The sequence below is a fragment of the Halomonas sp. MMSF_3323 genome (assembly GCF_030733595.1).
GTDB classification, from domain to species: domain Bacteria; phylum Pseudomonadota; class Gammaproteobacteria; order Pseudomonadales; family Halomonadaceae; genus Halomonas; species Halomonas litopenaei.
Window position 1 is genome coordinate 61,026 of sequence record NZ_JASHIT010000015.1, and the last position, 12,877, is coordinate 73,902.

14 protein-coding genes are annotated in these 12,877 nt (G+C 64.3%); 11 read left to right on the forward strand and 3 right to left on the reverse strand.

What is annotated here, in order from left to right; translation table 11 throughout:
• The 8 genes from ruvB to RBB39_RS09675 all read left to right on the forward strand — a co-directional run bounded on the left by ruvB (nucleotide 1) and on the right by RBB39_RS09675 (nucleotide 7,045).
• Complete coding sequence (gene ruvB, locus RBB39_RS09640; protein ID WP_045992045.1) at nucleotides 1–1,029, forward strand: Holliday junction branch migration DNA helicase RuvB; 1,029 nt, start codon at nucleotides 1–3, stop codon at nucleotides 1,027–1,029.
• Between the two features lie 30 nt (nucleotides 1,030–1,059).
• The gene (gene tolQ, locus RBB39_RS09645; RefSeq protein ID WP_181248684.1) at nucleotides 1,060–1,737 is read left to right on the forward strand and encodes a protein TolQ; all 678 of its coding nucleotides are present in this window, start codon (nucleotides 1,060–1,062) and stop codon (nucleotides 1,735–1,737) included.
• 15 nt (nucleotides 1,738–1,752) lie between these two features.
• Nucleotides 1,753–2,193, forward strand: a complete 441-nt coding sequence (gene tolR / locus RBB39_RS09650; protein WP_045992047.1) for a protein TolR — start codon at nucleotides 1,753–1,755, stop codon at nucleotides 2,191–2,193.
• Between the two features lie 8 nt (nucleotides 2,194–2,201).
• Nucleotides 2,202–3,443: a cell envelope integrity protein TolA gene (tolA, locus tag RBB39_RS09655; protein ID WP_045992048.1), complete on the forward strand. Its 1,242-nt coding sequence runs from the start codon at nucleotides 2,202–2,204 to the stop codon at nucleotides 3,441–3,443.
• 95 nt (nucleotides 3,444–3,538) lie between these two features.
• A complete protein-coding gene (tolB, locus tag RBB39_RS09660) occupies nucleotides 3,539–4,798 on the forward strand; it encodes a Tol-Pal system beta propeller repeat protein TolB (protein ID WP_045992085.1) in 1,260 nt (419 codons plus the stop codon).
• A gap of 58 nt (nucleotides 4,799–4,856) precedes the next feature.
• Nucleotides 4,857–5,408 (forward strand): peptidoglycan-associated lipoprotein Pal, encoded by a 552-nt coding sequence (pal, locus tag RBB39_RS09665; protein WP_045992086.1) that lies wholly within the window; start codon nucleotides 4,857–4,859, stop codon nucleotides 5,406–5,408.
• A gap of 31 nt (nucleotides 5,409–5,439) precedes the next feature.
• Nucleotides 5,440–6,267, forward strand: coding sequence for a tol-pal system protein YbgF (gene ybgF, locus RBB39_RS09670; RefSeq protein WP_253028800.1), 828 nt, complete (start codon nucleotides 5,440–5,442; stop codon nucleotides 6,265–6,267).
• A 13-nt stretch (nucleotides 6,268–6,280) separates the two neighbouring features.
• Nucleotides 6,281–7,045, forward strand: coding sequence for a YciK family oxidoreductase (locus RBB39_RS09675; RefSeq protein WP_045992050.1), 765 nt, complete (start codon nucleotides 6,281–6,283; stop codon nucleotides 7,043–7,045).
• Between the two features lie 257 nt (nucleotides 7,046–7,302).
• On the opposite strand, the gene RBB39_RS09680 is transcribed toward RBB39_RS09675, so the two are convergent.
• Both RBB39_RS09680 and ubiG read right to left on the reverse strand, forming a co-directional pair.
• Entirely contained in the window at nucleotides 7,303–7,965 is a 663-nt protein-coding gene (locus tag RBB39_RS09680) for an HAD family hydrolase (protein WP_045992051.1), read from the reverse strand.
• Nucleotides 7,962–8,687, reverse strand: a complete 726-nt coding sequence (gene ubiG / locus RBB39_RS09685) for a bifunctional 2-polyprenyl-6-hydroxyphenol methylase/3-demethylubiquinol 3-O-methyltransferase UbiG (RefSeq protein WP_108133608.1) — start codon at nucleotides 8,685–8,687, stop codon at nucleotides 7,962–7,964. The genes RBB39_RS09680 and ubiG overlap by 4 nt, the downstream gene beginning before the upstream one ends.
• Before the next feature lie 145 nt (nucleotides 8,688–8,832).
• On the opposite strand from ubiG, the gene galU reads away from it, so the two are divergent.
• Nucleotides 8,833–9,723 carry a UTP--glucose-1-phosphate uridylyltransferase GalU gene (gene galU, locus RBB39_RS09690; RefSeq protein ID WP_045992053.1) on the forward strand — a complete coding sequence of 297 codons (891 nt, stop codon included), beginning with the start codon at nucleotides 8,833–8,835 and terminating at the stop codon, nucleotides 9,721–9,723.
• A gap of 4 nt (nucleotides 9,724–9,727) precedes the next feature.
• The gene (locus tag RBB39_RS09695; protein ID WP_306169055.1) at nucleotides 9,728–11,020 is read left to right on the forward strand and encodes a nucleotide sugar dehydrogenase; all 1,293 of its coding nucleotides are present in this window, start codon (nucleotides 9,728–9,730) and stop codon (nucleotides 11,018–11,020) included.
• A 154-nt stretch (nucleotides 11,021–11,174) separates the two neighbouring features.
• Here RBB39_RS09695 and RBB39_RS09700 read toward each other — a convergent pair whose 3' ends face one another.
• The gene (locus RBB39_RS09700) at nucleotides 11,175–11,741 is read right to left on the reverse strand and encodes a Fe-Mn family superoxide dismutase (RefSeq protein WP_083970298.1); all 567 of its coding nucleotides are present in this window, start codon (nucleotides 11,739–11,741) and stop codon (nucleotides 11,175–11,177) included.
• Nucleotides 11,742–11,975: 234 nt separating this feature from the next.
• Between RBB39_RS09700 and RBB39_RS09705 the strand changes: the two genes are divergently transcribed.
• The gene (locus RBB39_RS09705; RefSeq protein ID WP_124804730.1) at nucleotides 11,976–12,845 is read left to right on the forward strand and encodes a hypothetical protein; all 870 of its coding nucleotides are present in this window, start codon (nucleotides 11,976–11,978) and stop codon (nucleotides 12,843–12,845) included.
• Nucleotides 12,846–12,877: the final 32 nt, after the last annotated feature.

Genomic DNA, 12,877 nt, shown 5'->3' on the forward strand with positions numbered 1-12,877 from the left:
ATGATCGATACCGACCGACTGATCGCTGCCGATCCGCAGGAAGGAGAAGGGCGGGTGGACCACGCCATCCGCCCCAGGCGCCTGGCCGACTATATCGGCCAGCCCCGGGTCAGGGAACAGCTCGAGATCTTCATCCATGCCGCCCGGGCCCGGGACGAGAGTCTCGACCACACCCTGGTATTCGGCCCGCCTGGACTCGGCAAGACCACCCTGGCCAATATCATCGCCACCGAGATGGGCGTGGGCCTGACCTCGACCTCCGGGCCGGTGCTCGAGCGTGCCGGCGACCTGGCCGCCATGCTGACCAATCTCAAGGCCGGTGACGTCCTGTTCATCGACGAGATCCATCGACTCTCGCCGGTGGTGGAAGAGATCCTCTATCCCGCCATGGAAGACTTCCAACTGGATATCGTCATCGGTGAGGGCCCTGCGGCCCGCTCGATCAAGCTCGATCTGCCCCCCTTCACCCTGGTCGGGGCGACCACCCGAGCCGGCCGTCTGACGTCACCGCTGCGCGACCGTTTCGGTATCGTGCAGCGCCTCGAGTTCTATGCCATCGACGAGCTGACCGAGATCGTGGCACGCTCGGCGCGCCTGCTCGAGGTACACACCGACACGGATGGCGCCCGTGAGGTGGCCAGGCGCTCCCGTGGCACGCCACGTATCGCCAACCGGCTGCTGCGGCGGGTTCGCGACTTCGCCGAGGTCAAGGCGGCAGGGCGCATCACCGCCGAGGTGGCCGACCAGGCGCTCAACATGCTCCACGTTGACCACCATGGCCTCGACCATATGGACCGTCGCCTGCTGCTGGCGATGCTCGAGAAGTTCGACGGTGGCCCGGTGGGGGTGGATTCGCTGTCGGCGGCCATCGGCGAGGAGCGCGACACCATCGAGGACGTGATCGAACCCTACCTGATTCAGCAAGGTCTGATGATGCGCACCGCACGAGGCCGGGTGGTGACGCGCCAGGCCTGGACCCATTTCGGCATGGCCCCTGACGACCAGGCCTTCGACGCTTCCAACGACTGACCCGAGACGAGGATTTCCGTGAACGACTCCATGTCCATTCCCCATCTGATCATGAACGCCAGCGGCGTGGTGCAATTTGTCATGCTGCTGCTGATGATCGGTTCCGTGCTTTCCTGGATCGTGGTGTTCCAGCGCAGCTTTGTGATGCGCCGTGCACGCAAGGCGCATCGCGCCTTCGAGGACCGCTTCTGGTCCGGCGTCGACCTCAACGAGCTGTATCGAGACGCCCCGGCCGAGGGCGAGACCCAGGGCGCCGAGCACATCTTTCGCGCCGGCTTTCGCGAGTTCAATCGACTGATGCCGAAGACCCGCAGCCCCCAGGCGATCCTCGACGGCGTCCAACGCAGCATGCGGGTGGCCTGGTCACGTGAAGAAGAGCGCCTGAACCTGCACCTGGTGTTCCTCGCCACGGTGGCCTCGGCCAGCCCCTATATCGGCCTGTTCGGCACCGTCTGGGGCATCATGGGCTCCTTCCAGTCGCTGTCGATGGCCCAGCAGGCGACCCTGGCCACGGTGGCACCATGGATCGCGGAGGCGCTTGTCGCGACCGCCATGGGCCTGTTTGCAGCGATCCCCGCGGTCATCTTCTATAACCGCCTGTCGGCGGAATCGTCGCGCCTGCTGGGCAAGTACGAAGACTTTGCCGAGGAGTTCCACTCCATCCTGCACCGCAACCTGCAGGGCCGGCCCGACGCCGGCGCCGCCTGATCAAGGAGACGCCGCATGCTTGGACCCTTCAATCGCCGTGGGCGCAGCAAGCCCATGGGGGAAATCAATGTGGTCCCCTTTATCGACGTCATGCTGGTGCTGCTGGTGATCTTCATGATCACCGCGCCGATGCTGACCCAGGGGGTCAAGGTCGACCTGCCTCAGGCGACCTCGGAGCCGATCGAGGACACCGAAGACACCGACCCGATCATCGTCTCGGTGGACAAGGATGGGCAGTACTTCATCAGCCTCGGTGGCGACGAGACCCAGGTCAGCCTGGACGAGTTGAGTGACCGGGTGGTCATTCTGCTCGAGCGCAATCCCGGCACGCCGGTCATGGTGCGGGGTGATCGCAACGTCTCCTACGGCCAGGTGGTGACCTTGATGAGCACGCTGCAGGTCGCCGGCGTCGCCAACGTCGGGTTGATCTCCGAACCCCCGCCCCAGGACGGTTAGGAGCGCTCATGGCGAAACCACAGCGGCGAAAGACACTTAAGCGTTCCGCCGGGCGAGTTGGCTATGGTCTGCCGACGGTGCTGGCCGTTGCCCTGCACCTGGGTATCCTGGTCATCAGTGTGATCAAGTGGCCGAGCAGTGAACCCGAGGCGCCCAACAACGCCATCGTGCAGGCTACCCTGATCAGCACCGAGACACGTACCGATCAGGCCCAGCAGGCGGCCGAGGCACGCACCCGCGCGGCCGAACGTCAGGCTCAGGAAGAAGCCGAGCGCCAGGCCCAGGAGGAGGCCGAACGTCAGGCCCACGAGGCCGCAGAGCAGCAGGCCGCCGAAGAGGCCGAGCGTCAGGCGGCAGAACAACAGGCTCAGCAGGAAGCCGAGCAGCAGGCAAGGGAAGAAGCTGCCGAGCAGGCCCAGGCGGAAGCCGAAAGGCGGGCCGCCGAGGCCGAAGCCGCCGCCCAGCGCAAGGCCGAAGAGGAAGCTGAGCGTGAAGCCGCTCGCCAGCAGGCCGAGCAGGAGCGCCAGGCCGAAGCCGAGCGACGTCGTCAGGAAGAGGCGGCGCGACAGCAGGAGGCCGAACGCCAGGCCCGCGAGGCAGCCGAGCAGAAAGCAAGAGAGGAAGCCGAGCAGCAGGCAAGAGAGGAGGCTGAGCGCAAGGCACAGGAAGAAGCCGAACGTCAGGCCCGCGAGGCAGCCGAGCAGCAGGCAAGAGAGGAAGCCGAGCGCAAGGCACAGGAAGAGGCCGAACGTCAGGCCCGCGAGGCAGCCGAGCAGAAGGCAAGAGAGGAAGCCGAGCGTCAGGCCCGCGAGGAAGCCGAGCGCAAGGCACAGGAAGAAGCCGAACGCCAGGCCCGCGAGGCCGCCGAACAGAAGGCCAGAGAAGAGGCCGAGCGGCAGCTTCAGCGGATCATCGAGGGCGATTCCAGTGCCGTCTCCAACGCCGAACAGGGGAACGAGGCCGCCAATGGCTTTATCCAGCTGGTGCGGCGTGCGGTGGAGCAGGCCTGGGTCATCCCGCCCAATGTGGGCGACGGCACCACCGCCGAGGTACAGGTCAGGTTGGGGCCCTCGGGTGAAGTATTTGCTGCAACGGTCACACGTTCGAGCGGAAACGCCGCCTTCGACAACTCCGCCATCCAGGCGGTGGAGTCTGCTGCTCCGTTCACCGAACTGCGAGACCTTCCCAGCGGCGTGCAACGCGACTATCGTCAATTCAATCTGCGATTCAGACCGGGAGACATTCGCTGATGAGAGCCTTGAATGCGAGTTGGTGGACCAGGAGGGTCAGCATGACCGTCGCTCACACAAGCCTTGCCAAGCGTCTGCTTGCTGTTGTGGCAGGCATGCTGGTATGGCTGGCCGGGCCAGCGGCCCAGGCCGATCTGACCATCGATATCACCCGCGGCAACGAAAGGGCCACACCGATCGCGGTGGTGCCCTTTGCCGACCAGGCGGGTGGGCTACCGGAGGATATCGCCCAGGTCGTCTCCGATGACCTGGAGCGCAGCGGCTACTTCGAACCGTTGCCGCGCTCAGAGATGTTCAACCAGCCCTCGACCAGCGAGGAGGTCACCTACGGTGACTGGCGCAGTCTCGACTCGCGCTACCTGGTGGTCGGCAGCACCAGTCAGGAGGGTGGCCAGGTCAAGGTGCGCTTCGAGCTTCTCGACGTCAGTGGCGAGAGCCGGTTGCTGGGCGAGACAGTCACGGCATCGAGTTCCGATCTGCGCGGCGCGGCGCACTATATCAGTGACCAGATCTTCGAGGAGATCACCGGGATTCGTGGCGCATTCTCGACCCGCATCGCCTATGTCACCTCGCAGGGGGTGGGCGACAACACCCAGTACGGGCTCTATGTGGCCGACGCCGATGGGCGCAACAGCCAGCAGGTCCTGACGTCCGATGAACCGATCATGTCACCGGCCTGGTCGCCGGATGGCGGCAAGCTGGCCTATGTGTCCTTCGAGACCGAACGGCCGGCCATCTACGTGCAGAATCTTGCCACCGGTCAGCGCGTCAAGCTGACCGACTTCGAGGGGCTCAACAGCGCACCGAGCTGGTCGCCGGATGGCCGTCGCCTGGCGATGGCGCTGTCCCGGGATGGCCAGCCCGAGATCTACGTGATGGATATCGGCTCGCGCAACGTTCAGCGTGTCACCAACTCCTCGAGCATCGAGACCGAGCCGGCCTGGGCGCCGGACGGCCGCTCCCTGATCTTCACCTCGGACCGCTCGGGCGGCCCCCAGATCTATCGCCAGAGCGTGTCTGGTGGTGAGGCCGAGCGTCTGACCTACACCGGCAACTACAATGCTCGTGGTCGCCTGTCGCCGGATGGCGAAACATTGTTCTTGATCCACCGCGGCAACAATGGCTATCAGGTGGCCAAGCAGGACCTCGAGAGCGGGCGTCTGGTGGAAATCAGTGATGCCCAGCAGGCCGAATCTCCCAGTATCGCGCCCAATGGCACCATGGTAATCTTCGCCACCCAGCAGGGTAGCACCGGGGTGCTGGGAGCGGTCACCGCCGATGGACGTGCGCAGTTCCGTCTGCCCGCCGCCCAGGGCGATGTCCGTGAGCCGGCCTGGTCCCCGTTTCTGAACTGATTCGACGGCCATATGCCGATGAATCGACTTTGATGCATCACGCAAGGAGAGTGACATGATGTTTCTCAAGCCCTACGCCCGTTCGCTGGCCATCGCCGCTTCCCTGGCCGTTCTGGCTGGCTGCTCCAGCACCGGCGGCACCCAGGACGGCAGCGCCGCAGGCACCGGTACCGGCGGTACCATGGGTGGCACCGGCGTCGGTACCGGCACCGCCGGCAGCGGCCAGGTCAGCGGCTCCGGCTATGGCACCGACGGTGCCGGCCAGATGGCCGACGGCCGCATCCCGGAAGTGCGCACCATCTACTTCAACTACGACAGCGACGCTATCCGTCCCGAGTTTGAATCGGTGGTCAACGCCCACGCCCAGTACCTGAGCAGCAACCCCAACGCCTCCGTCGTGCTGCAGGGCCACACCGACGAGCGCGGTACCCGCGAGTACAACCTCGCGCTTGGCGAGCGCCGTGCCGGGTCCGTCGAGCGCTACCTGCGCCTGCAGGGCGTCAATCCCTCGCAGATGGAAGTGGTGAGCTACGGCGAAGAGCGCCCCGCAGCTCGCGGCAGCAACGAGGATGCCTTTGCACAGAACCGCCGTGTGGTCTTTGCTTACTGAAAGCCACTGACGTCGGACGTGGGAGAAGTCAATGAGACACAGTCTTAAGGGACTGTGCGGCGCGGGAGCCCTGGTGCTCCCGTTGTCCGTCATGGTACCCGCCATCCTGTCACCTGCACTGGCTCAGCAGCCGGTCGTCAGAGACCTCAGCGGTGGCAACAGCTTTTACGATCAGACGGCCACCCAGGCCCAGGCCAGCGGCAATCTCGCACTGTTCAACCAGGTCGAGCAGCACCAGCGCGAGCTGCGAGAATTGCGCGGGCAGATCGAAGAACTGCGCTACCAGCTGGATCAGCTCAAGCAACAGAGTCGCCAGCAGTACATGGACCTCGATCAGCGCATGTCCGAGTTGCCGCGCCAGGCAGCGCCGCCAAGCGCCCCGAGTGAGCCCACGGAGCCGCCGAGCGAATCCGCAGACAGCAGCGGCAGCGGCAGCGGCAGCGGCAGCGGAGCATCCTCATCGTCCTCTGGCCAGGCCAGCGATGATGCCAGGGAGGCCTATCAGTCGGCGTTCTCCAAGGTTCAGTCGCGAGACTTCGATCAGGCGATCAGCGACTTCGATACCTTCGTCGATCGTTATCCCGACTCCAGCCTGACCGCCAACGCCTACTACTGGCTCGGTGAATTGCATTCGGCGCAGTCGTCCTTTGGCGATGCCGCCGTTGCCTTCGAGACCGTACTGGACCGTTTTCCCGACAGCAGCAAGGTTCCCGACGCCATGTACAAGCTGGGACTGCTGAAAGCGCGGCAGGGAGATACCGAAGGCGGCCACGCACTTCTGGAATCCGTCCAGCAGGACTATCCTGACAGCAATGCGGCGTCTCTTGCCGATGACTATTTGCGTCAGGCCGGGGCCTGATCAAGGAAGCGCCATGACCGAGTGCAAGATTGATTACCAGGCACCTCAAGACCTGCTAAAGGATCGCATTCTGCTGGTGACCGGTGCCGGAGACGGCATCGGGCGCACCGCGGCGATCGAATACGCACGTCGCGGGGCCACCGTGATTCTGCTGGGCCGCACCACCGCCAAGCTCGAGAAGGTGTACGACGAGATCGAGGCCGCCGGAGGCCCGCAACCGGCGATCTTCCCGTTGAACTTCGAAGGGGCGACGCTCAAGGATTACCACGATATGGCCGAGGCGCTGGACAAGGAGTTCGGCCGGCTCGACGGTATCCTGCACAACGCCGGGCAGCTAGGCCGGATCACTCCGTTCGAGCAGTACAATCCGGAACTGTGGGATCAGGTCATGCAGGTCAACATCAACGGGCCCATCTGGATGACCCAGGCGCTGTTGCCACTGCTGACCAAGTCTGCCGACGCCTCGGTGATCTTTACCTCGTCGAGCGTTGGCCGCAAGGGGCGGGCCTACTGGGGCGCCTATTCGGTCTCCAAGTTCGCCACCGAAGGCTTTGCCCAGGTACTGGCCGAGGAGATCGATCATCTGGGGACCCTGAGGATCAACACCCTCAACCCCGGGGCGACCCGCACCGCCATGCGCAAGAGCGCCTACCCGGGCGAGGACCCCATGAGCCTGCGGACCGCAGAGGACATTATGCCGACCTATCTGTGGCTGATGGGCCCTGACAGCAAGGGCCGCAACGGGGAAGCCTTCGACGCCCAGCCGCCGAGAAGCTGACGTCACAGGCAAGCGAAGCGAGCAACGAGCGTTGCAAAAGGAACGGCGAGCCAATAGGCCCGCCGTTCCTTGCGTCAAACCGCCGAAACTGCCGATCCCGACCCCAGCGCCAGCGAAGCGACGCTCATGGTCGCTCAGCTCGCGCCTCGTGTCGTCGTGCAGCGCCGCCCTGGCCTCGTCGACCTCTGGCTTCCAGCAACGTCTCAGTGGCCTCTCAATGGCCTCTCAACGCCTCTCGGAGTCCTCTCATTGGACTCTCAGGGCCGTTTCAGCGCCTCGAGAACCGCCTCCGCGGTATCGAACCAGCGGTCGGCCGGCCAGTCCCGGTAATCTTCTTCCTCGGCAATGTAGCCATAGCCCACGGCGATAGCCGGCATGCCCGCGGCTTTTGCCGCCTGCATGTCGCGCACGTGGTCGCCTAGATACCAGCACGCCTCGGGCGCGACGTCGAGGCGCCTGGCCGCCTCCAGCAGTGGTTCTGGATGTGGCTTCTTCACCGGCAGGTCGTCTGCGCAGAGCATGACGCCCGGCGCGAGTCCCAGCGCCTCGACCAGGGGCTCGGCATACAGACGTGGTTTGTTGGTGACGATCCCCCAGGGCCGGTCGAGGCCATCCCAGTGGAGCAGCAGACGGTCGAGCGGCGGGAACACCTGGCTGTGTTCGGCCACCGCTTCGGCGTAGAGGTCGAGCAGCTGCTGACGCGCCGCAGCGTGGTCGGGATGCTCGCTTTCGAGCCCCAGCGCCAGGGTGACCAGGGCGCTGCCACCATTGGACACCTGGGCGCGAATGGCAGGGTAGGGCAGCTCGTCCAGACCATGCAGCCGGCGCAATCGATTGGTGGCCTGGGCCAGGTCAGGAGCGGTATCCACCAGGGTGCCGTCAAGGTCGAACAGCAGGGCGCGAGGTAGCGAATCGTTCACGCGGTCTCCTTGCGACAGATCATCAGGTAGTTGACCGAGACATCGTTGGCGGACAGCGAGAAGCGACGAGTGATCGGGTGGTAGACCAGACCGCTTTGCTCCTCGATCTCGAGTCCTGCATCGCGGCACCAGCGGGCCAGTTCGGCTGGTCGGATGAAACGGGCGTAGTCATGGGTACCACGAGGTACCATGCCGAGCACGTATTCCGCGCCGAGAATAGCCAGGGCGTAGGACTTGGGATTTCGATTGATGGTCGACAGCGCGAGCTGTCCGCCGGGCTTGAGCAGGCGAGCGCAGGCACGCACGATGGCTTCGGGATCGGGCACGTGCTCGAGCATTTCCAGGCAGGTCACCACTTCGAAGCGCTCCGGCGCTTCCTCGGCCATGTCTTCGACGCTGATGTAGCGGTATTCGAGAGCGACCCCCTGCTCATCGGCGTGTTGACGCGCAACCGCGAGCGACGCCTCGGCCAGATCGATACCGGTCACCCGAGCGCCGCGGCGTGCCATGGCCTCGGAGAGGATGCCTCCGCCGCAACCGACGTCCAGCACTTCGCGTCCGGCCAGTCCTACTCTGGCGTCGATGAAATCGAGCCTCAGCGGGTTGATGGCATGCAGCGGTTTAAATTCGCCTTCGGGATCCCACCAGCGTTCGGCCAGCGCGGAGAACTTGTCGATCTCGTTGTGGTCCACGTTGGCGGAAGGGGTATCGGATATGCTCATCTGTATCTCCAGGGCGTTCCATGCCGCCGATGTCAGCGGACCGAGTTCGTCTGGTACGCTATTCTACGCATTCCCTGTTCCGAGTCCCATGGCCCAGATCGCCATGGACGACAGCCGAACCCAATTTCGAGAAGAAGGAAGTCTCATGATCCGCAAGGCCGTTCTCCCCGTCGCAGGTTTTGGCACACGGTGTCTGCCGGCGTCCAAGGCCATCCCCAAGGAAATGATCACCATCGTCGATCGCCCGGTGATCCAGTACGTGGTACAGGAGGCCGTTGCGGCGGGCATTCGTGACATCGTGCTGGTGACCCACGGCACCAAGAGCGCCATCGAGAACCACTTCGACAAGCATTTTGAACTGGAGGCCGGGCTCGAGGCCAAGGGCAAGACCGAGCTGCTCGAGGAGCTGCGTGCCATCGTTCCTGCCGACGTCAACATCATCAGCGTGCGTCAGCCTGAACCTCTGGGCCTCGGCCACGCGGTGCTGTGCGCCCGTCCAGTGATCGGTGACGACGAGCCCTTTGCCGTGCTGTTGCCCGACGTACTGGTCGATGATGATGGCCTTGAGCGCAATGACCTTGCCGGCATGATCGACGCCTTCGAGCGCACCGGACGCTCCCAGCTGATGGTGGAAGAGGTTCCACGCGAGCTGGTCTACAAGTACGGCATCGTTGCGCCCAAGGGCGAGTCCCCCGAGCCCGGTGAGTCCTGTGAGCTGTCCGGCCTGGTCGAGAAACCCAAGGTCGAGGAAGCGCCCTCCAACCTGTCGGTGATCGGACGCTACATGTTGCCGGGTCGTATCTTCCCGCTGCTGGCCAAGACCCCGCCCGGCGCCGGCAACGAGATCCAGCTTACCGATGCCATCGAGGAGCTGCGCGTCGCCGAAGGCGTGGACGCCTACCGCATGCAGGGCACCACCTACGACTGCGGCCACCAGCTCGGCTACCTGGAGGCGATCCTGGCCTATGGTCGGCGCCACTCCCGCTATGGCAAGGGCTTCACCGAGCTGCTGAAACGCTACGCCGCCGAGGACTGAAGCCATGAAGGTCGTGATACATGGAAGTGAGCTTTCGGCAGCCACCGCTGCCGCCGCGCTCTCCTGGGTTGGACATGATGTCTGCTGGCAACCGCTGGATCGCCGCTGGAGCGAGCTCAAGGATAGTGACTGGCTGATCCGTGAGCCTTCGGTACTGCAACGCCTGACGGAGGCCATGGAGGCCGGGCACCTGACCCTGGAGCGGAACAGCGAGGTCGACGGCCCTGATATCGACGTGCTGTGGCTGGCCTTGTCACCGACCCAGCGCGACGATGCCAGCCGTCTGGTGGAGGAGAACGCCTCGTGTCTTGCCGACGGTGCCATCATCGTCAACAACGCGACCTTTCCGGTAGGGGACACCGAGCGGCTCGAGTCTGTGCTCGAGGGCCAGAACGTGACCTCGGTGGCGCTGCCTGACACCCTCGAGGAAGGGCGCGCCTGGGAAACCTTTACCCGCGCCCGCAGCTGGCTGCTGGGCTGCGACGATGACCACGCCGAGCGCCAGGTGCGAGAATTGATGCGTGCCTTCAATCGGCGTCACGAGGTGTTCAGGCGGATGCCTCGACGCGCCGCGGAGCTGACCAAGCTGGCCATCAATGGCATGCTGGCGACCCGTATCAGCTACATGAACGAGATGGCCGGGCTAGCCGACACCCTGGGCGTGGACGTGGAGTACGTGCGTCAGGGCATGGGGGCAGATCAGCGCATCGGCTATGAATACCTGTACCCCGGTTGTGGCTTCGGTGGCCCCAATTTCAGCCGGGATCTGGTGGGCCTGGTGGATGTCCAGTCGGCCAGCGGCCGCCACTCCGAGTTGCTCGACCAGGTGCTCGAGATCAACGAGCACAAGAAGGAGACGCTGTTCCGCAAGCTGTGGGCTCACTATCAGGGGCGTCTGGAAGGCCGTACCGTGGCCATCTGGGGGGCTGCCTTCAAGCCCGGCACCGCACGCATCGATCATGCGCCCGTGCTGACGCTGCTGCGCGCCCTGTGGGCCCAGGGTGTGCACGTCAGATTGCATGACCCCGCTGCGCTCCCTGCCGTACGTGCGGTGGTCGGTGACCACCCGCTGTTGAGCCTGCATCAGGACGACCCGCTCGACGCCTGCCATGGCGCCGATGCGCTGATGCTGGTCACCGAGTGGAAGGCCTACTGGAATCCTGACTGGATGGCGCTGAAACGACAGCTGGAGGGCGCCCTGATCCTCGATGGTCGCAATATCTATGACCCCCAGTACGTCGCCGCCCAGGGCTTTCACTATCGCGGCATCGGCCGACGTGCCGACCCGGCAACCTGATATATCGCTCAGGCCCTGACAGCCGAACCATCGGCCCGGCACCGGGTCTGGCCCGTAAAGAGCGCAGTATTCACTGCGCTCTTTACTTTGGTGTCTTGTTCTGTCTTGGCCAGACCAGGCCTGGCCCGACCTGAGCTGCTCGAGGTGTCATCGGTCAATGACAGTCGCCGAGATTCTGGGCGACAAGGTCCCAGTGAATCAGCGGCCAGAGTTGCTCCACCGGAGATTTTCCACAGCCAAGATCCATGACCAGCAGCGGCCTGCCCGATGCGGCATCAAGCCGCTGGCCACGCGCACTGATCGTCAGGCTCATGCCACGGTTGGAGTGCAGCAGCCACAGCCAGCCTGGCTGCCGGCTCCCTTGCTCCAGTTCGTCCTCGACCCGCCCGTGCATCGCCTCTCTCAATCCTGTAAAGGAACCGAACGTCTGTGTCAGTTCCTCGTTCAGTCGACCCTCCGGTGCTGTCGGGCGCGGTAACAGGCAGTGCCAGAACAGGGTAAGGTTCCAGGCTTCGACAGCGTGTTCGAGCACCTCACCATGGGCCTTTGACATTACGTCCTCGAGGGACCTCGTAGCCGTGCCTGACCCGCTCGCCCAACGATTGAGCGCTGTCAGATGACGTTGATGGTCCCCCTGGTAGCGATCCTCGACCCAGGCCTTCGAGAGGTAGGGTTCCAGTTGGTGGCTATCGAAGGGCAGCGCGGGCAATTCAAGGATCATGGGGACTCCGGGGTCGTGAACGTCATGGTGAAGCGAGGTATGGCAGGTGCCCCACAGCAAGGCGTTGATAGGGATAGCGCTAACGCGTTATCCGTCTGCCGTGCGTAAATATGGTAAAAAACCTTACACTATCAGCCAACTTTGGCCGCCAAGGCCCGTGGCACGTGATCGGCCCTGAGCCAGCGATGCCATCCGGTGCCACAGTGCCACACGCTGAACCGCAAGGAGAGTTTCATGGGGCATCCACCGGAAGTCGGCCGTCCGGGCGCTATCGTACCCGATCCAGGAGAGAGTGTATCCGCCGCTCGCTATCGCCGGCCCCCGGCGCCTAGACTTTGGCCGTTATGGCTACTGGTGCTGTTGATTATCTGTGCAGTGGGGGCCGCTGGCTGGCTGGCCTGGCAGGAACGTCAGCGGCTCGAGGGTGAGCTGACCCGCTTGAGAGGGGAGTTGTCCAACATTCATGCGCGGTTCGACGCCGAGCAGGGAGAAGGGGACCTGGTGGCGGACATCCAGCGTCGAGTGGCCGAACTCGAACAGCGGGACGATGCCCTGGCCCAGCGACTCGAGTCGACCGCCGAGAATATAAGAAACACTGTTTCCGAACAGGCACAGACAACGCTGGACCAACACAGCAACAACGCCGACACTCTGCAGGATGTCGAAGAGCGTATCGCCTCCATCGCCGATACGCTGGCGGCGACACGCACATCGCTGGGTGCCGTTGAACGAGCCGGCGACAATGCCCGAGGTGCCCTGGAGGCTCGCATGGACCGCTTCGATGATGCCCGCGAGTCCTTTGCCGGCCGGTTGGGGTCGCTGACCACCAGGGTCGATGAGGTGGTAACGCGCCTGGATACCCGACTGGGCCAGCTATTGCCGCGGTTCGACACCCTGGAGCAGCGGCTTGCCTCCCTGGACGAGGACGTTGAAGGCCTGCGCCAATCGCGCCAAGATGGTGCGGAGGAACGTCGCGCAATGGAAGCCAGGCTCGAGCAGCGCCTGGATGCGCTGGATGACAGCGCCCGGTCGCTTGGCGCCGATCTTCGCGAACTGCGTCAGTCCCAGCTCGCGTTCAGCGCCCAACTGGAGGCGCTGCGTTGATCCAGCACCCACGTCAGGAAAGCCAGTCTATT